The 20287-nt window shown below is 72.2% G+C and carries 18 protein-coding genes; 2 read left to right on the top strand and 16 right to left on the bottom strand.

Features of this window, described 5'->3' with window-relative positions:
* The coding region (locus tag AB0F18_RS31615; RefSeq protein WP_362066842.1) for a transcription antitermination factor NusB at positions 1-862 on the bottom strand (862 nt) is incomplete at its 3' end.
* Between the two features lie 91 nt (positions 863-953).
* Positions 954-1898, bottom strand: a complete 945-nt coding sequence (gene fmt, locus AB0F18_RS31610; protein WP_362066840.1) for a methionyl-tRNA formyltransferase — start codon at positions 1896-1898, stop codon at positions 954-956.
* Positions 1899-2147: 249 nt separating this feature from the next.
* Between fmt and AB0F18_RS31605 the strand changes: the two genes are divergently transcribed.
* Positions 2148-2681 (top strand): hypothetical protein, encoded by a 534-nt coding sequence (locus AB0F18_RS31605; RefSeq protein ID WP_362066838.1) that lies wholly within the window; start codon positions 2148-2150, stop codon positions 2679-2681.
* 260 nt (positions 2682-2941) lie between these two features.
* On the opposite strand, the gene AB0F18_RS31600 is transcribed toward AB0F18_RS31605, so the two are convergent.
* The 14 genes from AB0F18_RS31600 to pyrR all read right to left on the bottom strand — a co-directional run bounded on the left by AB0F18_RS31600 (position 2942) and on the right by pyrR (position 19479).
* Positions 2942-5062 (bottom strand): primosomal protein N', encoded by a 2121-nt coding sequence (locus AB0F18_RS31600; protein WP_362066836.1) that lies wholly within the window; start codon positions 5060-5062, stop codon positions 2942-2944.
* An 84-nt stretch (positions 5063-5146) separates the two neighbouring features.
* Positions 5147-6355 (bottom strand): methionine adenosyltransferase, encoded by a 1209-nt coding sequence (metK, locus tag AB0F18_RS31595; RefSeq protein ID WP_362066834.1) that lies wholly within the window; start codon positions 6353-6355, stop codon positions 5147-5149.
* Positions 6356-6549: 194 nt separating this feature from the next.
* Complete coding sequence (coaBC, locus tag AB0F18_RS31590; RefSeq protein ID WP_362066832.1) at positions 6550-7776, bottom strand: bifunctional phosphopantothenoylcysteine decarboxylase/phosphopantothenate--cysteine ligase CoaBC; 1227 nt, start codon at positions 7774-7776, stop codon at positions 6550-6552.
* 89 nt (positions 7777-7865) lie between these two features.
* Positions 7866-8138 carry a DNA-directed RNA polymerase subunit omega gene (gene rpoZ, locus AB0F18_RS31585; RefSeq protein ID WP_362066830.1) on the bottom strand — a complete coding sequence of 91 codons (273 nt, stop codon included), beginning with the start codon at positions 8136-8138 and terminating at the stop codon, positions 7866-7868.
* 28 nt (positions 8139-8166) lie between these two features.
* Positions 8167-8730 (bottom strand): guanylate kinase, encoded by a 564-nt coding sequence (gmk, locus tag AB0F18_RS31580; RefSeq protein WP_362066828.1) that lies wholly within the window; start codon positions 8728-8730, stop codon positions 8167-8169.
* Positions 8731-8791: 61 nt separating this feature from the next.
* The gene (locus AB0F18_RS31575; RefSeq protein WP_030234009.1) at positions 8792-9115 is read right to left on the bottom strand and encodes an integration host factor; all 324 of its coding nucleotides are present in this window, start codon (positions 9113-9115) and stop codon (positions 8792-8794) included.
* 281 nt (positions 9116-9396) lie between these two features.
* A complete protein-coding gene (pyrF, locus tag AB0F18_RS31570; protein ID WP_362066826.1) occupies positions 9397-10248 on the bottom strand; it encodes an orotidine-5'-phosphate decarboxylase in 852 nt (283 codons plus the stop codon).
* Positions 10245-11354, bottom strand: a complete 1110-nt coding sequence (locus AB0F18_RS31565) for a quinone-dependent dihydroorotate dehydrogenase (protein WP_362066824.1) — start codon at positions 11352-11354, stop codon at positions 10245-10247. The genes pyrF and AB0F18_RS31565 overlap by 4 nt, the downstream gene beginning before the upstream one ends.
* Positions 11355-11453: 99 nt before the next feature.
* Positions 11454-14762, bottom strand: a complete 3309-nt coding sequence (gene carB, locus AB0F18_RS31560; protein ID WP_362066822.1) for a carbamoyl-phosphate synthase large subunit — start codon at positions 14760-14762, stop codon at positions 11454-11456.
* Positions 14755-15903, bottom strand: coding sequence for a glutamine-hydrolyzing carbamoyl-phosphate synthase small subunit (gene carA / locus AB0F18_RS31555; RefSeq protein WP_362066820.1), 1149 nt, complete (start codon positions 15901-15903; stop codon positions 14755-14757). Before carA ends, carB begins: the two co-directional genes overlap by 8 nt.
* Positions 15900-16481, bottom strand: a complete 582-nt coding sequence (locus AB0F18_RS31550; protein WP_362066818.1) for a hypothetical protein — start codon at positions 16479-16481, stop codon at positions 15900-15902. The genes carA and AB0F18_RS31550 overlap by 4 nt, the downstream gene beginning before the upstream one ends.
* Positions 16478-17794 (bottom strand): dihydroorotase, encoded by a 1317-nt coding sequence (locus AB0F18_RS31545; RefSeq protein WP_362066816.1) that lies wholly within the window; start codon positions 17792-17794, stop codon positions 16478-16480. Before AB0F18_RS31545 ends, AB0F18_RS31550 begins: the two co-directional genes overlap by 4 nt.
* Before the next feature lie 2 nt (positions 17795-17796).
* The gene (locus tag AB0F18_RS31540) at positions 17797-18786 is read right to left on the bottom strand and encodes an aspartate carbamoyltransferase catalytic subunit (protein ID WP_362066814.1); all 990 of its coding nucleotides are present in this window, start codon (positions 18784-18786) and stop codon (positions 17797-17799) included.
* A 105-nt stretch (positions 18787-18891) separates the two neighbouring features.
* On the bottom strand, positions 18892-19479 hold the full coding sequence (gene pyrR, locus AB0F18_RS31535) for a bifunctional pyr operon transcriptional regulator/uracil phosphoribosyltransferase PyrR (protein ID WP_362066812.1): 588 nt from the start codon (positions 19477-19479) through the stop codon (positions 18892-18894).
* A 230-nt stretch (positions 19480-19709) separates the two neighbouring features.
* On the opposite strand from pyrR, the gene bldD reads away from it, so the two are divergent.
* On the top strand, positions 19710-20210 hold the full coding sequence (bldD, locus tag AB0F18_RS31530) for a transcriptional regulator BldD (protein WP_007263032.1): 501 nt from the start codon (positions 19710-19712) through the stop codon (positions 20208-20210).
* The last annotated feature ends 77 nt before the right edge of the window (positions 20211-20287 follow it).

Raw genomic sequence — 20287 nt, 5'->3', positions numbered from 1 at the left:
GGACGAGGGCAGCCAGCTGGTGGCCCTGGCCCTGGCGGCGGCCCTCGTCCTGCACGCCGGCGCGCGCCTCGCGGACCGCCTCCAGCGCGCCCGGCTCGCCGCCCTCGGCCATCCGGACGGCGTACGGGGACCAGCGGCCCGGCAGCGCCGACTCCTCGCCGAGCGCCTCCACCAGTTCCTCGGTCGTGGACCGGCCCGGCCGGGCCACCAGCGTGACCTCGGGCCGCTCGTTGTCGGCCTCCAGGAGGTCCTCGATCCCGGCGCGGCCGCCGCCCAGGGCGTCCCACAGCGCGCTGACCACCCAGCGGGGGTGGGAGTGGTAGACGGCGAGGTGCTCCTCGGCGTCCTCCTCGTACGGCGGCGCGACCCGCTCCAGCCAGCCGTCCAGGTCATGGGCGGCGATCTTGCGCAGGACGGCGTTCACGAACTTCGCCCGACCGTCGCCGAGCACCACCCGGGCCAGCTCCACGCTCGCGGACACCGCGGCGTGCGTGGGGATGCGGGTGGCGAGGAGCTGGTGCGCGCCCAGGGACAGCACGTCCAGGACCGGCGGGTCCACCTCGCGCAGCGGCCGGTCGACACAGGCCGAGATGATCGCGTCGTACGTGCCCTGGCGGCGCAGGGTCCCGTAGACCAGCTCGGTGGCCAGGGCGGCGTCGCGCGCCTGGAACGACTCGTTCTGGCGGGCCTTCTTCAGCAGCGGGGGCAGGACGAGGTTCGCGTACGCGTCGCGCTCGTCCACCGCCCGCAGCACCTCGAAGGCCAGCAGCCGGACGGGGTCCTTCTGGGGCCGGCGGTAGGGCTTGGCCGGCCGGCCGCCCGCGGCGGGGCTGCGACGGGGCTGGGGGGACTTTTCGCTCACGTGGAAGGTGCTCCGGAGGTACGAGGTGCTACGGGGTACTGCGGTGTGACGGGGTACTCACGGGCGCCCCGTCCGCGGGGCGCGGATGGAATCAGCCTACGTCGGCCCCGCCCAGGCGCTCGCCGGGAGCGATGCGCACCCCGCGGGCCCAGTCGGCGCCCTTCATCGGCTTCTTGCCCTGCGGCTGCACCCAGAGCAGCTCGACGGCGTGCGAGCCGGTGCCGACGTAGACGTTGTTCTTGGCCGGGGCCAGCACGCCGGGCGCGAGGTCCGTGCGGTCGGTGACGAGCCCGACGGAGATCAGCTTGAGGCGCTCGCCGCGGAAGACGGTCCAGGCGCCCGGTGCCGGGGTGCAGCCGCGCACGACGCGGTCGGCGCGCAGCGCGGGGGCGTTCCAGTCGATGCGGGCGTCCTCGACGGTGATCTTCGGCGCGAGGGAGACGCCCTCGGCGGGCTGCTCGACGGCGCGCAGGGTGCCGTCCTCGATGCCGTCCATGGTCGCGGTCAGCAGTCCGGCCCCGGCGAAGGCGAGGCGGGTCAGCAGGTCGCCGCTGGTGTCGGTCGGGCGGATCTCCTCGGTGAGGATCCCGAAGACCGGACCGGTGTCGAGCCCTTCCTCGATGCGGAAGGTGGAGGCCCCGGTGACCTGGTCGCCGGCCATGATCGACTGCTGGACGGGGGCGGCACCGCGCCAGGCGGGCAGCAGCGAGAAGTGCAGGTTGACCCAGCCGTGGACGGGGATGTCGAGCGCGCTCTTGGGGATCAGGGCGCCGTAGGCGACGACCGGGCAGCAGTCGGGTGCGATCTCGCGCAGCCGCTCCTGGAACTCCGGGTCGCGCGGGCGGACCGGCTTGAGGACCTCGATGCCGGCCTCCTCGGCGCGCTCGGCGACCGGGCTGGCGACCAGCCGGCGGCCGCGTCCGGCCGGTGCGTCGGGCCGGGTGACGACGGCCGCGACCTCGTGCCGCCCGGAGGCGATGAGGGCGTCCAGGGCGGGCACGGCGACCTCGGGGGTGCCTGCGAAGACGAGCTTCACTGGGGTCCTACCTCGCTATCTCGGCGTCAGCAACGGTCCAGTCTAGGGGGCGTGGTCCCCCGGGCCCACCTGCGGGATCGGGGGCGTACGCACACACACGCGCCTCTCGCATATGCCGACACGCCCCCAGGGCGTGACCTGGGCGCACGTTGGCGCGTTGGTCAAGAGAGATTGACCGAAACGGGCCGCGATTCTGAACGGTGTCTGCGGCCCGATCCGCTCTTCAGCACCGGTTCGAGAGGCTTCTCCATGGCCGACCACGCCACCCATGACGCCCAAGCACGGGCCAGTCTGCACCTCCTGGTGCGGGACATCGAGCGGGTTCGCCGGCAGGTGGACGCACTGCGCACGCTCACCGCCCAGCTCGGCAACGTGTACCGCCCGCGCCGCTCCGGGCCCTCCACGGGCTTCGTCGTCTACGGCAGGGCGCCCGCGCCCACCGTCCGCCTCGCGCAGGAGCTGCGCGACAGCGTCGAGACGCTCGTCACCGCGGCGGTGGACTTCGACCGCTCCCTCGGCTTCTCCTGGGACGCGGTCGGGTCGGCGCTCGGCGTCACCAAGCAGGCCGTGCACCGCCGTTACGGGGCCCGGCGCGCGCAGGCGGCCGAGGCGGCCGAGCCGATGGCCGAGGGCGCCGCCACCCGGACGCTGGGCCCCCTGCCCACCATCCCGGCGGCCCGCTCGGTACCGCCGCAGCCGGTGCGCGAGGAGTCGCAGCCCGCGCCGGCGGTGCCGGCCGCCGCTGCCCGCCAGTCGGCCTTCCCCGGCCCCCGCAACGGCTGACCCCGCCCCCGCCGCCGGGACGCCGACCCCCGACGGCCCCGCCCCGCAGCCCCGCCGCCCCTCCTCCGGGGGGCGGCCCTGCGGGGCTTTCCCCTACCCGCCCTTCCGCCTCAAACGCCGGCGGGCGCGCAGCGCCCGTACGGGGTCAGGGGCAGCGCCCCTGGGAACTGGGGGCACCTCCCAGCTGTAGCTGGGGGAGGAAGGGCGGGCAGGGGACCTCGCCCCGCGCAGCGGCCACGGCCCGCAGACGACGCCCGGCGTCAGCCGATGTCCGGCGGGTCGATGCGGACCCGCACCGCCTCCGCCGCCGGGACCCCCCGGGCCATCCGCGCGGCCTGGGCCGACTTCAGCGCGGCGGCCAGCGCCGCCCCGCTGCCCGGGGGAACCCGGATCAGAGCCCGCTCCCCCAGAGACGCCTCCCCCCGCCGCCCCGGCAGCGGGACGGGACCCAGGACCTCCGCGTCCGGCGGCAGCACGGCGGCGGCGAGGAAGGCCTCCAGCGCCTCCGCCCGCCCCGCCACGGCCGCCATCCGGGACACCGGAGGGAAACCCAGCTGGGCCCGCTCCGCGAGCTCCCGTACCGCGTGCCCCACGGGATCCCACCGCACCAGCGCCTGGACCGGCCGCAGCGTCGGCTCGGCGACCACCACGACCTGGCCGTCCCCGCGGACCAGCGACGCGGCCGCGATCCAGCGGCGCAGCGCCTCCTCCCCCGCCCGCAGGTCGGGCCGGCCCAGCATCGCCCAGCCGTCCAGCAGCAGCGCCGCCGCGTACCCGGCGCCCGCCGCGACCGGTTCGGCGCCCGGGGTGGACACCACGAGCGCCGGGCGGTCCGGCACCTCGTCCAGGACGTGGTCGCGCCCCGAGGTCCGTACCGGCACGGCCGGGAAGGCCCGGCCCAGCTCCTCGGCGGTCCGCCGCGCACCCACCACCTGGGCCCGCAGCCGGAACGAACCGCACTCCTCGCAGTGCCAGGCCGGCTCGCCCCGCCCGCACCAGCCGCAGTGCAGGTCCCGCTCGTCGGGAGCCTCCAGCGGGCCGGCGCACACGGTGCAGCGGGCCGGGGTCCGGCAGCGCTCGCAGGCCAGCCGGGGCACGTACCCGCGCCGGGGCACCTGGACCAGTACGGGCCCGCTCTTGAGCCCCTCCCGTACGGTCTCCCACGCCAGGCTCGGCAGCCGCGCCGCGCGGGCGGCCCCGTCACGGGCCAGCAGCTCGTCGCCGACGGTGCGGATGCGGGGGGCGGCGGCGCGCACCGTCTCCCGGTCGGCGACCAGCGGCCGGGCCCAGCCGGATTCGACGAGCTGGGCGGCCTCGACGGTGCAGCTGGTGCCGCCGGCGAGGAAGCCGCAGCCGTCGGAGACCGCGCGCAGCTCCAGCACCTCGCGGACGTGCGGGAAGGGGGCGTGGTCGTCGCTGTGGCTGGAGTCGCCGTCGTCCCAGACCGCGACCAGCCCGAGGTCCCGTACGGGGGCGAACATCGCGGCCCGGGTGCCGACCACGGCCCGTACCGAGCCGCGGCTGACCGCGAGCCATTCCCGGTAGCGCTTCTCGGGCCCCGACTCGGCGGTCAGCAGGGCGTGCCGCCCCTCGCCGAGCAGGGCGGTGAGGGCGGAGTCGACCCGGGCGGCCGTACGTCCGTCGGGGACGACGGCGAGGGCGCCGCGTCCGGAGGCGAGGGTGGCGGCCATGGCCCGGGCCAGCTCGTCGGCCCAGCCGGGTCCGGGCAGGGCGGTCCACACCGCGCGGGGGGTGCCCCCGCCGGCCAGGGCGCGCAGGAACGCCGGCCCGGCGCCGTAGCGGGCCCAGCCGCCGGGCTCGGGCACGGGCGGCGGGGGCAGCGGGTCCGGGGAGGGCTTGGCCTCGGCGCGGGCGTTGCGCGGGGGCAGGGCGAGCTGCAGCACGTCGGCCAGGCTGCCCGCGTACCGGTCGGCGACGGCGCGGGCGAGGGCGAGCATCCGGGGGCCGAGGACCACCTCGGGCGAGACGACCTGGGCGAGGGCGGCGAGCGCCCCCTCGTAGTCGGACTCGGCCCGCCGCTCGACGATGAACCCGTCGATGAGCCCGCCGCCCTCCCGCCGGCCGCCGTGCACCCGGTGGGCGCCGGCCCCGAAACGGACCCGGACGCGGACGCCGGGCAGGGCGGTCTCGGAGAGCTCGGCGGGGACGGCGTAGTCGAAGAGCCGGTCGAGGTGGAGCACGCCCTTGTTCACGAGGACCCGGGCCACCGGCAGCTCCTCGGCGAGGGCGGCGCCGCGCCAGGTCCGCGGCTTGGCCTTGGGCGCCTTGGCCTTCGCCTCGGCGACCATCTCCCGGATGAGCGCGAGCTGCTGCGGCGGGCCGCCGGGACCGTCTGCGTCGGGTTCGTTCTCGCTGCTCACACCAGCATTCTTACCAAAGGGCACCGACAGCGAACGGCCCCGGACCGTGGTGGTCCGGGGCCGTTCGCGTCGTTCTGCTACCGCTTACAGGCCGGCGGCGGCGCGCAGGGCGTCGACGCGGTCCGTGCGCTCCCAGGTGAAGTCGGGGAGCTCGCGGCCGAAGTGGCCGTAGGCGGCGGTCTGCGCGTAGATCGGGCGCAGCAGGTCCAGGTCGCGGATGATGGCGGCCGGGCGGAGGTCGAAGACCTCGCCGATGGCGTCCTCGATCTTCTGGACGTCGACCTTGGCGGTGCCGAAGGTCTCCACGAAGAGACCGACGGGCTCGGCCTTGCCGATCGCGTACGCCACCTGCACCTCGCAGCGCGCGGCGAGGCCGGCGGCGACGACGTTCTTGGCGACCCAGCGCATCGCGTACGCCGCGGAGCGGTCCACCTTCGACGGGTCCTTGCCCGAGAAGGCGCCGCCACCGTGGCGGGCCATGCCGCCGTAGGTGTCGATGATGATCTTGCGGCCGGTCAGACCGGCGTCGCCCATCGGGCCGCCGATCTCGAAGCGCCCGGTCGGGTTGACCAGCAGCCGGTAGCCCTCGGTGTCCAGCTTGATGCCGTCCTCGACGAGCTGCGCGAGCACGTGCTCGACGACGAACTCGCGGATGTCGGGGGCGAGCAGCGAGTCCAGGTCGATGTCCGCGGCGTGCTGCGTGGACACGACGACCGTGTCGAGGCGGACGGCCTTGTCGCCGTCGTACTCGATGGTGACCTGGGTCTTGCCGTCGGGGCGCAGGTACGGGATGGTCCCGTTCTTGCGGACCTCGGAGAGGCGGCGCGACAGCCGGTGCGCGATGTGGATCGGCAGCGGCATCAGCTCGGGGGTCTCGTCGCAGGCGTAGCCGAACATCAGGCCCTGGTCGCCGGCGCCCTGCTTGTCGAGCTCGTCCTCGTCACCCTCGACACGGGACTCGTAGGCCGTGTCGACGCCCTGCGCGATGTCAGGGGACTGGGCGCCGATGGACACCGACACGCCGCAGGAGGCGCCGTCGAAGCCCTTCTTCGAGGAGTCGTAGCCGATTTCGAGGATCTTGTCGCGGACGAGCTGGGCGATCGGGGCGTACGCCTTCGTCGTCACCTCGCCCGCGATGTGCACCAGGCCGGTGGTGATGAGGGTCTCCACGGCCACGCGCGAGGTCGGGTCCTCGGCGAGGAGGGCGTCGAGGATCGTGTCGCTGATCTGGTCAGCGATCTTGTCGGGGTGACCCTCGGTCACGGACTCCGAGGTGAACAGACGACGGGACACAATGCTCCCTGGGGTTGCAGCGGCTGCTGGCTGATCATTTGGCGGAACGATACCGGGGGCTGCGCCCGATCACGTTCCAGATGCAGTTTATCGGTCGCCACCGTTCGCCGGACCACCCGTCTCGCCCTATGGGAGCCGTGTGACCTGCGGCACTCCATTCTGACGCACGGATTTCCCGTCGAGAAGAGCGACGCTCAGGCGCGTCGGAGACCGTGCGGGGCTGCGAGTCGCGGCGCGACCTGGTCCCAAATCACGTCCGCCAGGGCTTCCTTCGGACCATAGGGAACCTGCACCTCACTCCCATCGGACGCCAGGATGACGGCTTCGTTCTCCTCGGATCCGAAGGTCTTGCTCTCGCCGACCTCGTTGACGACGAGAAGGTCACATCCCTTGCGGCGGAGCTTGGCCCGGCCGTTGTCGAGGACGTCGTCCGTCTCGGCGGCGAATCCGACCACGACCTGGCCCTCCCGGGCGCGCTCGGCGGAGACCTCCGCGAGCACGTCGGGGTTGCGCACGAGGGCCACGGGGTCGGGCTCGCGCCCCTCCTGCTTCTTGATCTTGCCGTCGGCGTACACGGCGGGCCGGAAGTCGGCCACGGCGGCGGCCATCACCACGGCGTCGGCGTCGGCGGCCGCCTTGAGGACCGCCTCGCGCAGCTGGAGGGCCGTGCCCACCCGTACGACGTCCGCCCCGGCCGGGTCGGCCAGCGCGGTGTTGGCGGCGACCAGGGTGACCCGGGCGCCGCGCGCCACGGCGGTGCGGGCCAGCGCGTAGCCCTGCTTGCCGGAGGAGCGGTTGCCGAGGAAGCGGACCGGGTCCAGGGGCTCGCGGGTGCCGCCGGCGCTGATGACCACGTGCCGTCCGGCCAGGTCGGGGGCGGCCGCCCCGCGGGCCAGGACCGCCCGGCAGACCTCGAAGATCTCCTCGGGGTCGGGCAGCCGCCCCTTGCCGGTGTCCTTGCCGGTCAGGCGCCCGACGGCGGGCTCGATGACCACGGCGCCGCGGCGGCGCAGCGTGGCGACGTTCTCCTGCGTGGCGGGGTGCTCCCACATCTCGGTGTGCATCGCGGGGGCGAAGACCACCGGGCAGCGTGCGGTGAGCAGCGTGTTCGTGAGGAGGTCGTCGGCCAGGCCGTGGGCGGCCTTCGCCAGCATGTCGGCGGTGGCCGGGGCGACCACGACGAGGTCGGCGCTCTGCCCGATGCGCACGTGGGGCACCTCGTCGACGCTCTCCCACACCTCGGTGGAGGCCGGGTTCCCGGAGAGCGCGGCCCAGGTGGCCTCGCCGACGAAGTTCAGGGAGGCCGCCGTGGGCACCACCCGCACCTCGTGCCCGGACTCGGTCAGCCGGCGCAGCAGCTCGCACGCCTTGTACGCGGCGATCCCGCCGCTGACCCCCAGCACGACCTTCGGCTTGTCCACTGCTTCTCCCGTGATCGGTTGCGTCCTACCTATGACACACCACAGGCCCGGCAGCCGTGCTGCCGGGCCTGTGGTGATGATGTCGAGCCTTACTGGGCCGGGGCCTCGATGGCCTCGGAGGTCAGCAGACCCGCGTTGATCTCGCGCAGGGCGATCGAGAGCGGCTTCTCGTGGACGTGGGTGTCCACGAGCGGACCGACGTACTCCAGCAGGCCTTCACCGAGCTGCGAGTAGTACGCGTTGATCTGACGCGCGCGCTTGGCCGCGTAGATCACGAGGCTGTACTTCGAGTCCGTGGCCTCGAGCAGCTCGTCGATCGGCGGGTTGATGATGCCCTCGGGCGTGGCGATGGAAGAGGACACGCTCTACCTTCCGAAGATGGATAAAAGATCAGACAACTGCCATCAAGGCTAGCAGCTCACGTGCTACGTCCTCGACGGAGGTGTTGACCAGGGTGGTGTCGAACTCCGACCCGGCAGCGAGTTCGACCTTGGCGGTGTCGAGCCGCCGCTCGATGACCTCGGGCGACTCGGTGCCCCGGCCGGTGAGCCGGCGGACCAGCTCGTCCCAGCTCGGCGGGGCCAGGAAGACCAGCTGGGCGTCGGGCATCGACTCGCGGACGAGCCGGGCGCCCTGGAGGTCGATCTCCAGCAGGACCGGTTCGCCGTTGTCGAGGCGTTCCAGTACCGCGCCGCGCGGTGTGCCGTAGCGGTTGCCCGCGAATTCGGCCCACTCCAGCAGCTCGCCATTGGCGATCAGCTTGTCGAACTCGTCGTCGTTGACGAAGAAGTACTGGACTCCGTGTCGCTCACCGGGCCGCGGCTTGCGGGTGGTGGCCGACACCGAGAGCCAGACCTCGGGGTGGACCTTGCGCATATGCGCGACGACCGTGCTCTTGCCGACCCCCGAGGGGCCGGAGAGCACGGTCAGCCGCGGACGAACCTCTGCTGCCATAGAGCGATTATCCAGGTTCTCGGGACTGCCCGAGAACGCCGGGAGAACTTCGGGCGACGCCTCAGGCGCCGCTACCGCCGAACTCACGCTCCAGAGAGGCGATCTGGTTGGAGCCGAGACCTCGGACACGCCGGGACTCGGAGATGCCGAGGCGCTCCATGATCTGCTTGGCGCGGACCTTGCCGACGCCGGGCAGCGACTCCAGAAGGGCGGAGACCTTCATCTTGCCGATGACGTCGTTCTCCTGGCCCGTCTTGATGACGTCGTGGAGGGAGGCGCCGGAGTGCTTGAGTCGATTCTTCACCTCGGCCCGCTCCCGGCGAGCCGCGGCGGCCTTTTCGAGCGCTGCTGCGCGCTGTTCAGGGGTAAGGGGCGGAAGAGCCACGCCTACGTCACCTCGGATGTCGAACTGTCGGATACGGACCGGCGGGGAGCCCTCGGGCACCACGCCGAGCGAGCTCCCGAACAGCGATGGAACTCGTTCGCTGCGCGTTCACTCTGGTCGGAGACTAGCGGCCAAGGCCGCTCCAGTCAGCGAGAACGGACGAAAAGTCCTGGTCAGCCTCCACTGAACCGTACATCACGGACAAACTACCCCGGTTTTGTCCGGGGAAAGACGTTCGATTTTCGTCAGCCCGTGCTCCGCGCCGGTCCGTCACCCCCGGATCAGACCGCGACGGCCTCGCGGATCTCCTCCGCGAACCGCTTCGCCGAGGCCTTCAGGGCGGCCGCGTCCGGTCCGTGCTTGAGAACGCCTCGGGAAACGTTCGGGACCACGTTGCCCACGGCCGCGCCGAAGACCGCCGGGAGGTCCGCGGCGGTCGCGCCCTGGGCGCCGATGCCGGGGGCCAGCAGGGGGCCGTTGATGTCCAGGTCGAAGGAGGACAGGTCGCCCAGGGTGGCGCCGACCACCGCGCCGAAGGAGCCCATCGGCTCGGCCCCGGCGTTCTCCGCCGCCAGGTGCGCCAGCATGGTCGCCCCGATCGAACGGCCGTCCTCGCGCACCGCCCGCTGGACCTCGGCGCCCTCCGGGTTGGAGGTGAGGGCCAGCACGAACAGACCGGCTCCGGACCGGCGGGCCAGGTCCACGGCCGGCTTCAGCGAGCCGTATCCCAGGTACGGGGAGACCGTGAGCGCGTCCGAGAACAGCGGGGAGGCCGGGTCGAGGAAGGCGGAGGCGTACGCGGCCATCGTGGAGCCGATGTCGCCCCGCTTGGCGTCCATGACCACCAGGGTCCCGGCCGCCCGGGCGTCGGCCACGGTCCGCTCCAGCACGGCCACGCCCCGCGAGCCGAAGCGCTCGAAGAAGGCCGCCTGCGGCTTGAAGACCGCCACCGAGTCGGCGAGCGCCTCGACGACCGTGCGGGAGAACCGCTCCAGGCCCGCGATGTCGTCGGCCAGGCCCCAGGACTCCAGCAGGGCGGCGTGCGGGTCGATGCCGACGCACAGGGGGCCGCGGGCGTCCATCGCGGCGCGCAGACGGGCACCGAAGGGGGTCACGGGGGTCTGGGAGGTCACTGGGCGGCCTTTCGGGTCTCGGCGCCCACGGCCTCGGCCAGGGTCGCGTACGGGCTGGCGGCCAGGCGCGCGGCCAGGCCCTTGTGGATGGCGCGGGCGTAGAACGGGCCCTCGTAGATGAAGGCGCTGTAGCCCTGGATCAGGGTGGCGCCCGCCAGGATGCGCTGCCAGGCGTCCTCGGCGTTCTCGATGCCGCCGACGCCGACGAGGGTGATCCGGTCGCCCACGCGGGCGTAGAGGCGGCGCAGGACCTCCAGGGAGCGCTCCTTGACCGGGGCGCCGGACAGCCCGCCGGTCTCCTTGACCAGGGCCGGGTCGGACTTCAGGCCCAGGCCCTCGCGCGCGATGGTGGTGTTGGTGGCGATGATGCCGTCCAGGCCCAGTTCCAGGGCGAGGTCGGCGACCGCGTCCACGTCCTCGTCGGCCAGGTCGGGGGCGATCTTGACCAGCAGCGGGACGCGGCGGCCGGTGACCGAGCGGTCGGCGGCCTCGCGTACGGCGGTCAGCAGCGGGCGCAGGGACTCCGTGGCCTGGAGGTTGCGCAGGCCCGGGGTGTTCGGCGAGGAGACGTTGACGACCAGGTAGTCGGCGTGGCGGGCGAGGCGCTCGGTGGAGACCACGTAGTCGGCGGCGGCCTCGGCCTCCGGCACGACCTTGGTCTTGCCGATGTTGACGCCGACCACCGTCTTGAAGACCGGGTTGCGGGCGGCCAGACGGGCCGCGACGGCCTCGGAGCCCTCGTTGTTGAAGCCCATGCGGTTGATCAGCGCGCGGTCGGGGACCAGGCGGAAGAGCCGCTTCTTGGGGTTGCCGGGCTGCGCCTGGCCGGTGACGGTGCCGATCTCGACGTGATCGAAGCCGAGCATGGCCATGCCGTCGATGGCCACCGCGTTCTTGTCGAAGCCGGCCGCGAGCCCGAAGGGGCCGTGCATGCGCAGGCCCAGGGCCTCGGTGCGCAGCCCCTCGTAGCGGGGCGCCAGGGCCGCGGCGACGAAGGTGCGCAGCACCGGCGTGCGGGCGGCCAGGCGGATCCAGCGGAAGGCCAGGTAGTGGGCCTGCTCGGGGTCCATCCGCTTGAAGACGAGGTTGAAGAACAGTTTGTACATCGTCCGATTTATCCCTTGAATCCCTTGTGCGCGCGGAAAGAACTCATGAAAGGGGGGACACCGGTCACTGTGGCCGGTGTCCCCCTTTCGTACGGGCTGCTAGTCGCGGGAGGCGTTCAGGTGCTTGGCGTGCTCCTGGAGGGAGCGCACGCCCACCTCGCCGCGGCCGAGTGCCTCGATGCCCTGGACGGCGGCGGCGAGCGCCTGGACCGTCGTCAGGCACGGGACGCCGCGCGCCACGGCCGCCGTACGGATCTCGTAGCCGTCGAGGCGGCCGCCGGTGCCGTACGGGGTGTTGACGATCAGGTCGACCTGGCCGTCGTGGATGAGCTGGACGACGGTCTTCTCGCCGTTCGGGCCCTCGCCCTCGCTGAGCTTGCGCACGACGGTGGCGTTGATGCCGTTGCGCTTGAGCACCTCGGCGGTGCCGGAGGTGGCCAGCAGCTCGAAGCCGTGGGCGACCAGCTCGCGGGCCGGGAAGACCATCGAGCGCTTGTCGCGGTTGGCGACCGAGATGAAGGCGCGGCCCTTGGTCGGCAGCGGGCCGTAGGCGCCGGCCTGGGACTTGGCGTACGCCGTGCCGAAGACGGAGTCGATGCCCATGACCTCGCCGGTGGAGCGCATCTCCGGGCCGAGGACGGTGTCGACGCCGCGGCCGTGGATGTCGCGGAAGCGCGACCACGGCATGACGGCCTCCTTGACGGAGATCGGCGCGTCCAGCGGCAGGGTGCCGCCGTCGCCCTCCTTGGGGAGCATGCCCTCGGCGCGCAGCTCGGCGATGGTGGCGCCGAGGCCGATGCGGGCGGCGGCCTTCGCGAGCGGGACGGCGGTCGCCTTCGAGGTGAAGGGGACGGTCCGGGAGGCGCGCGGGTTGGCCTCCAGGACGTAGAGGATGTCGCCGGCCATCGCGAACTGGATGTTGATCAGGCCGCGGACGCCGACGCCCTTGGCGATGGCCTCGGTGGAGGCGCGCAGGCGCTTGATGTCGAAGCCGCCGAGGGTGATCGGGGGCAGGGCGCAGGCCGAGTCGCCGGAGTGGATGCCGGCTTCCTCGATGTGCTCCATGACGCCGCCGAGGTAGAGCTCCTCGCCGTCGTAGAGGGCGTCCACGTCGATCTCGATGGCGTCGTCGAGGAACCGGTCGACCAGCACGGGGCGGGTCGGGGAGATCTCGGTCGACTCCGCGATGTACGACTCCAGGCGGGTCTCGTCGTAGACGATCTCCATGCCGCGGCCGCCGAGCACGTAGGACGGGCGGACGAGGACCGGGTAGCCGATCTCGTCGGCGATCGCCTTCGCGCCCGCGAAGGTGGTGGCGGTGCCGTGCTTGGGGGCGGGCAGGCCGGCCTCGGCCAGGACCCGGCCGAAGGCGCCGCGGTCCTCGGCGGCGTGGATGGCCTCCGGCGAGGTGCCGACGACCGGGACGCCGTTGTCCTTGAGGGCCTGGGCGAGACCCAGCGGGGTCTGGCCGCCGAGCTGGACGACGACGCCGGCGATGGGGCCGGCCAGCGACTCGGCGTGGACGATCTCCAGCACGTCTTCCAGCGTCAGCGGCTCGAAGTACAGGCGGTCGGAGGTGTCGTAGTCCGTCGAGACGGTCTCGGGGTTGCAGTTGACCATCACGGTCTCGTAGCCGGCGTCGCTGAGGGCGAAGGAGGCGTGGACGCAGGAGTAGTCGAACTCGATGCCCTGGCCGATGCGGTTCGGGCCGGAGCCCAGGATGATCACCGCGGGCTTGGTGCGCGGGGCGACCTCGGACTCCTCGTCGTAGGACGAGTAGAAGTACGGGGTCTTCGCGGCGAACTCGGCGGCGCAGGTGTCGACCGTCTTGTAGACCGGGCGGACGCCGAGGGCGTGGCGGACCTCGCGGACGACGTCCTCGCGCAGGCCGCGGATCTCGGCGATCTGGGCGTCGGAGAAGCCGTGGCGCTTGGCCTCGGCGAGGAGCTCGGGCTCCAGCTTCTCGACGGAGGCGAGCTCGTCGGCGATCTCCTTGATCAGGAAGAGCTGGTCGACGAACCACGGGTCGATCTTGGTGGCCTCGAACACCTCCTCCTGGGTGGCGCCGGCGCGGATGGCCTGCATGACGGTGTTGATGCGGCCGTCGGTCGGGCGGACCGCGACGCGCAGCAGCTCGTCCTTGTCGCCGGGCTCGCCGACGAAGGTGAACTGCGAGCCCTTCTTCTCCAGGGAGCGCAGGGCCTTCTGGAGGGCCTCGGTGAAGTTGCGGCCGATGGCCATGGCCTCGCCCACCGACTTCATGGTGGTGGTGAGGGTGGCGTCGGCCAGCGGGAACTTCTCGAAGGCGAAGCGCGGGGCCTTGACGACGACGTAGTCGAGGCTCGGCTCGAAGGAGGCCGGGGTCTTCTCGGTGATGTCGTTCGGGACCTCGTCCAGCGTGTAGCCGATGGCCAGCTTGGCGGCGATCTTGGCGATCGGGAAGCCGGTGGCCTTGGAGGCGAGCGCGGAGGAGCGGGAGACGCGCGGGTTCATCTCGATGACGATGACGCGGCCGTCGTCCGGGTTGATCGCGAACTGGATGTTGCAGCCGCCGGTGTCGACGCCGACCTCGCGGATGATCGCGATGCCGATGTCGCGCAGCCGCTGGTACTCGCGGTCGGTGAGGGTCATCGCCGGGGCGACGGTGATGGAGTCGCCGGTGTGGACGCCCATCGGGTCGAAGTTCTCGATGGAGCAGACGACGACCACGTTGTCCTTGGTGTCGCGCATCAGCTCCAGCTCGTACTCCTTCCAGCCGAGGATGGACTCCTCCAGGAGGACCTCGGTGGTCGGGGAGAGCGTGAGGCCCTGGCCGGCGATGCGGCGCAGCTCGTCCTCGTCGTGGGCGAAGCCGGAGCCGGCGCCGCCCATGGTGAAGGAGGGGCGGACGACGACGGGGTAGCCGCCGAGGGTCTCGACGCCCTTGAGGACGTCGTCCATCGAGTGGCAGATGACCGAGCGGGCGGACTCGCCGTAGCCGATCTTGGCCTTGACTGCCTCGACGACGCCCTTGAAGAGGTCGCGGTCCTCGCCCTTGTTGATGGCCTCGACGTTGGCACCGATGAGCTCGACGCCGTACTTCTCCAGCACGCCCTGCGCGTGCATGGAGATGGCCGTGTTCAGGGCCGTCTGGCCGCCGAGGGTGGGCAGGAGCGCGTCGGGGCGCTCCTTGGCGATGATCTTCTCGACGAACTCGGGGGTGATCGGCTCGACGTACGTGGCGTCGGCGATCTCCGGGTCGGTCATGATCGTCGCGGGGTTGGAGTTCACCAGGATGACCCGCAGGCCCTCGGCCTTGAGGACGCGGCAGGCCTGGGTACCGGAGTAGTCGAACTCGGCGGCCTGGCCGATGACGATCGGGCCGGAGCCGATGACCAGGACGGACTGGATATCGGTGCGCTTAGGCACGCTCGGCCTCCATCAGAGAAACGAAGCGGTCGAAGAGGTACGCGGCGTCGTGCGGGCCGGCGGCCGCTTCGGGGTGGTACTGGACGCTGAAGGCCGGCTGGTCGAGCAGCTGGAGGCCTTCGACGACGTTGTCGTTCAGGCAGACGTGGGAGACCTCGGCGCGGCCGAAGGGGGTCTCCGAGACCTTGTCGAGGGGCGCGTCGACGGCGAAGCCGTGGTTGTGCGCGGTGACCTCGACCTTGCCGGTGGTGCGGTCCTGGACCGGCTGGTTGATGCCGCGGTGGCCGTACTTCAGCTTGTAGGTGCCGAAGCCGAGCGCGCGGCCCAGGATCTGGTTGCCGAAGCAGATGCCGAAGAGCGGGGTCTTGCGCTCCAGGACGCCCTGCATGACGGAGACGGGGCCGTCGGCGGTGGCCGGGTCGCCCGGGCCGTTGGAGAAGAACACGCCGTCGGGGTTGACCGCGTACACGTCCTCGACGGTGGCGGTGGCGGGCAGCACGTGCACCTCGATGCCGCGCTCGGCCATCCGGTGCGGGGTCATGCCCTTGATGCCGAGGTCCACGGCGGCGACGGTGAAGCGCTTCTCGCCGATCGCGGGGACGACGTACGCCTCCTTGGTGGCGACCTCGGCGGAGAGGTTCGCACCCTTCATCTGCGGCTGGGCCTGGACCTTCGCCAGCAGGGCCGCCTCGGTCGCGCTGTTGACGAGCTCCTCGCCGGAGAAGATGCCGACGCGCATGGCGCCGCGCTCGCGCAGGTGGCGGGTCAGGGCGCGGGTGTCGATGCCGCTGATGCCGACGACGCCCTGCTTGACGAGCTCCTCGTCCAGCGAGCGCTGCGAGCGCCAGTTGGACGGGACGCGCGCGGGGTCGCGCACGACGTAGCCGGAGACCCAGATGCGGGAGGACTCGGGGTCCTCGTCGTTGACGCCGGTGTTGCCCACGTGGGGGGCGGTCATCACGACGACCTGCCGGTGGTACGACGGGTCGGTGAGGGTCTCCTGGTATCCGGTCATGCCGGTGGAGAACACGGCCTCGCCGAAGGTCTCCCCCACAGCGCCGTAGGCACGGCCGCGGAAGATCCGACCGTCCTCCAGGACGAGTACGGCGGGAGCTTTCGCTCCCCTGGTGGAGGTCGTCATCGTTCGGCGCCTTCCGTCGTGATGGATTGGTTCATGGAGTTGATGGCCTCGACCCAGGCGGCGTGCTCGGCCGCGCGGTCGGAGCGGAATCCGGAGTCGATCAGTGTGTCGCCGTGCGCCCACGTGACGACGAGCAGACCGCCCTCGGTGAGTACCTTGCCCGCGATTCCCTTGTCGAGGCGGGCGCCGCGCAGCTGCGAGGCCGGTACGAAGAAGTCGGTGGCACCCGGACGGACCACGTCGAGGCCCGCGTCGGTGAGGGTGAGCTCCACCCGGCTGCGCACCCCCAGACCGTGGGCGACGATCCGGTCGAGCCACTGCCCGGCGGTGGTGGACCCGTGGTACCGGCCGGTCAGGGCCAGCCGGTGCGCGGGGAGACCGCCGGGGGCGGCGGGCAGCTCCGGCAGATCGCTCTGCAGGGTGCCGCGCCATTTCCAGCCCTGCCGCATCAGCCAGTACACGAACGCGATGAAGACGAGCAGACCGGCCACCCAAGCGATGCGGGCACCCCAGTCCGTCACCTCCGCCGACTGTCGTTCGGCGGCCTCGGCGGCCAGATGGATTACTGCAGGTGTCACGCGAGTTTCCCGTCCACGACCGTTGCCCGGCCCCGCAGGAAGGTGTGAGTGACGCGCCCCGGCAGCTCACGGCCCTCGTAAGGCGTGTTGCGGCTGCGGGAGGCGAAGTGTGCGGGGTCCACGAGACCACGGTACGAGGTATCGACCAAGGTCAGGTTCGCGGGTTCACCTGCCGAGACGGGCCGGCCGTGCTGGTGGGCCAGGCCTCCGATGCGGGCCGGGGCGACGGACATGCGGTCGGCGACGCCCGCCCAGTCGAGCATCCCGGTCTCCACCATCGTCTGCTGGACGACGGAGAGCGCGGTCTCCAGGCCGACCATGCCCATGGCGGCGGCGGCCCACTCGCAGTCCTTGTCCTCGTGCGGGTGCGGGGCGTGGTCGGTGGCGACGATGTCGATCGTGCCGTCGGCGAGCGCCTCGCGCAGGGCCATCACGTCGCGCTCGGTGCGCAGCGGCGGGTTGACCTTGTAGACCGGGTTGTACGAGCGGACCAGCTCGTCGGTGAGGAGCAGGTGGTGCGGGGTGACCTCGGCGGTCACGTCGATGCCGCGGGACTTGGCCCAGCGGACGATCTCGACGGAGCCGGCGGTGGAGAGGTGGCAGATGTGCACGCGGGAGCCGACGTGCTCGGCGAGGAGGACGTCGCGGGCGATGATCGACTCCTCGGCGACGGCCGGCCAGCCGCCCAGGCCGAGCTCCGCGGAGACGACGCCCTCGTTCATCTGGGCGCCCTCGGTCAGGCGGGGCTCCTGGGCGTGCTGGGCGACGACGCCGCCGAAGGCCTTCACGTACTCCAGGGCGCGGCGCATGATCACGGCGTCGTCGACGCACTTGCCGTCGTCGGAGAAGACGGTGACGCGGGCGGCGGACTCGTGCATGGCGCCCAGCTCGGAGAGCTTCTTGCCCTCCAGGCCGACGGTGACGGCGCCGATGGGCTGCACGTCGCAGTAGCCGGACTCCTTGCCCAGGCGCCAGACCTGCTCGACGACGCCGGCGGTGTCGGCGACCGGGAAGGTGTTGGCCATCGCGAAGACGGCGGTGTAGCCGCCGGAGGCGGCGGCGCGGGTGCCGGTGAGGACGGTCTCGGAGTCCTCGCGGCCGGGCTCGCGCAGGTGGGTGTGGAGGTCGACGAGGCCCGGGAGGAGGATCTGGCCGGCGGCCTCGATCACCTGGGCGCCCTCGGCGGAGAGGTCCTGGCCACTCCAGTCGATTTCGCCCGTCCGGGCGGTGGCGGCGATGGTCTCGCCGTCGATCAGGACGTCCTGCACGTCGCCGCCGAGGACCTTCGCGCCACGGATAAGGATCTTGCTCATGGTTACTTGGTCTCCTCGGTGCGCGCGGGGGTGCTGGTGGTGACGGCGGGCTCGGAGCCTCCGAGCAGCAGGTACAGGACGGCCATGCGGATCGAGACGCCGTTGGCGACCTGCTCGACGACCGTGCAGCGGTCGGAGTCGGCGACCTCGGCGGTGATCTCCATGCCGCGGACCATGGGGCCGGGGTGCATCACGATGGCGTGCTCGGGCATCTTCGCCATGCGGGCGGCGTCCAGGCCGTAGCGGCGGGAGTACTCGCGCTCGGTCGGGAAGAAGGCGGCGTTCATCCGCTCGCGCTGCACGCGCAGCATCATGACGGCGTCGGACTTCGGGAGCGCCTCGTCCAGGCTGTACGAGATCTCGCAGGGCCAGTTCTCGACGCCGACCGGCACCAGGGTGGGCGGGGCCACCAGGGTGACCTCGGCGCCGAGGGTGTGCAGCAGGTCGACGTTGGAGCGGGCCACGCGGCTGTGCAGGACGTCGCCGACGATGGTGATCCGGCGGCCGTCGAGGCCCTTGCCGAGGCCGGCGTCCCGGCCGACCAGGCGGCGGCGCATGGTGAAGGCGTCGAGCAGGGCCTGGGTGGGGTGCTGGTGGGTGCCGTCGCCGGCGTTGATCACCGGGGCGTCGATCCAGCCGGAGTTGGCGAGCCGGTAGGGGGCGCCGGAGGCGTGGTGGCGGATGACGACGGCGTCGACGCCCATGGCCTCCAGGGTCTGGGCGGTGTCCTTGAGGGACTCGCCCTTGGAGACGCTGGAGCCCTTCGCCGCGAAGTTGATGACGTCGGCGGAGAGGCGCTTCTCGGCGGCTTCGAAGGAGATCCGGGTACGGGTCGAGTCCTCGAAGAACAGGTTGCAGATCGTGCGGCCGCGCAGGGTGGGCAGCTTCTTTATCGGCCGGTCGGCGACGCGGGCCATCTCCTCGGCGGTGTCGAGGATGAGGACGGCGTCGTCGCGCGTGAGGTCGGCGGCCGAGATGAGGTGGCGCTTCATCTGGGTGCTCCGTAAGTCGGGAGGGCAGGCAGGCGGGGCTGACGGTGGTGCGGGCAGGGCAGGCCGGGGCACGGACCCCGCAGAGGGGCCCCGTACCCGGGTGGGCTACTGCGCTGCTGCCTGGACGGTCCGCTGGCCGAGCAGTACGGCGTCGCGGCCGTCCTCCTCCTGGAGCTGGACCTTGACGGTCTCCCGCAGCGACGTGGGCAGGTTCTTGCCCACGTAGTCGGCGCGGATCGGAAGTTCGCGGTGGCCGCGGTCGACGAGGACCGCGAGCTGGACGGCACGGGGGCGGCCGAGGTCGCCCAGGGCGTCGAGGGCGGCCCGGATGGTGCGGCCGGAGAAGAGGACGTCGTCCACGAGGACCACGAGACGGCCGTCGATGTCGTCGCCGGGGATCTCGGTGCGGCCGATGGCCCGGGCGGGCTTCAGGCGCAGGTCGTCGCGGTACATGGTGATGTCGAGGGAGCCGACCGGGATCTTCGTCCCGGTGATCTCGTCGAGCTTGGCGGCCAGCCGGCGGGCGAGGTACACACCGCGGGTGGGGATGCCGAGGAGCACCACGTCGTCGGCGCCCTTGGCGCGTTCGACGATCTCGTGGGCGATACGGGTCAGCACCCGGGCGATGTCCTGCGCCTCCAGAACGGGGCGCATCGCTTCATCGGGAGAGACCTGGGAAAGCTGGCTGTCCATGAAAGAGGACCTCCTTCTCCGCCTCACGGGACGGACCTTAAAGGACGTCTGATGTACGCCGCCCACGGTACCAGGGCCGGGGCGGCGTCCGCGCACCGGGGCCGCGCGCTTCCCCTCGTACGAGGGCGTCGATGACCATTCGGCTTGACGCATCCACGTAACGCTGCGTAACCTCACAGTGAGTTACCAGCCGCGCGGCGGAGCCGCACGTCACAGCGTCCGGGAGCGTTATGTCCAGCGAATACGCCAAACAGCTCGGGGCCAAGCTCCGCGCCATCCGCACCCAGCAGGGCCTCTCCCTCCACGGAGTCGAGGAGAAGTCCCAGGGCCGTTGGAAGGCCGTGGTGGTCGGTTCGTACGAGCGCGGGGACCGCGCCGTGACCGTCCAGCGCCTCGCCGAGCTGGCGGACTTCTACGGGGTTCCGGTCCAGGAGCTGCTGCCGGGCACGACCCCCGGCGGAGCCGCCGAGCCGCCGCCGAAGCTGCGCCTCGACCTGGAGCGCCTGGCGGGCGTGCCCGCCGAGAAGGCCGGCCCGCTCCAGCGCTACGCCGCCACCATCCAAAGCCAGCGCGGCGACTACAACGGCAAGGTGCTGTCGATCCGCCAGGACGACCTGCGCACCCTGGCCGTCATCTACGACCAGTCCCCCTCGGTCCTCACCGAGCAGCTGATCAGCTGGGGCGTCCTGGACGCCGACGCACGCCGCGCCGTGGCCCACGAGGACATTTAGTCCCGGTCCCCCGGCCGGGGACGCCCACCAGCAGAAACGTACCGGCGGGTGCCGGGACCCCCACGGGTCCCGGCACC

This window comes from Streptomyces sp. NPDC029216 (assembly GCF_040648015.1).
In the GTDB taxonomy this organism is placed as follows: domain Bacteria; phylum Actinomycetota; class Actinomycetes; order Streptomycetales; family Streptomycetaceae; genus Streptomyces.
This window is presented reverse-complemented; position numbering and strand designations above follow the sequence as displayed.

Excerpts from the sequence above, each read along its gene's own strand:
- AB0F18_RS31540 (WP_362066814.1), bottom strand. The coding sequence starts at position 18,786 with ATGAAGCGCCACCTCATCTCGGCCGCCGACCTCACGCGCGACGACGCC.
- AB0F18_RS31565 (WP_362066824.1), bottom strand. The coding sequence starts at position 11,354 with ATGTACAAACTGTTCTTCAACCTCGTCTTCAAGCGGATGGACCCCGAG.
- pyrR (WP_362066812.1), bottom strand. The coding sequence starts at position 19,479 with ATGGACAGCCAGCTTTCCCAGGTCTCTCCCGATGAAGCGATGCGCCCC.
- gmk (WP_362066828.1), bottom strand. The coding sequence starts at position 8,730 with ATGGCAGCAGAGGTTCGTCCGCGGCTGACCGTGCTCTCCGGCCCCTCG.
- carA (WP_362066820.1), bottom strand. The coding sequence starts at position 15,903 with ATGACGACCTCCACCAGGGGAGCGAAAGCTCCCGCCGTACTCGTCCTG.
- AB0F18_RS31605 (WP_362066838.1), top strand. The coding sequence starts at position 2,148 with ATGGCCGACCACGCCACCCATGACGCCCAAGCACGGGCCAGTCTGCAC.
- bldD (WP_007263032.1), top strand. The coding sequence starts at position 19,710 with ATGTCCAGCGAATACGCCAAACAGCTCGGGGCCAAGCTCCGCGCCATC.
- AB0F18_RS31545 (WP_362066816.1), bottom strand. The coding sequence starts at position 17,794 with ATGAGCAAGATCCTTATCCGTGGCGCGAAGGTCCTCGGCGGCGACGTG.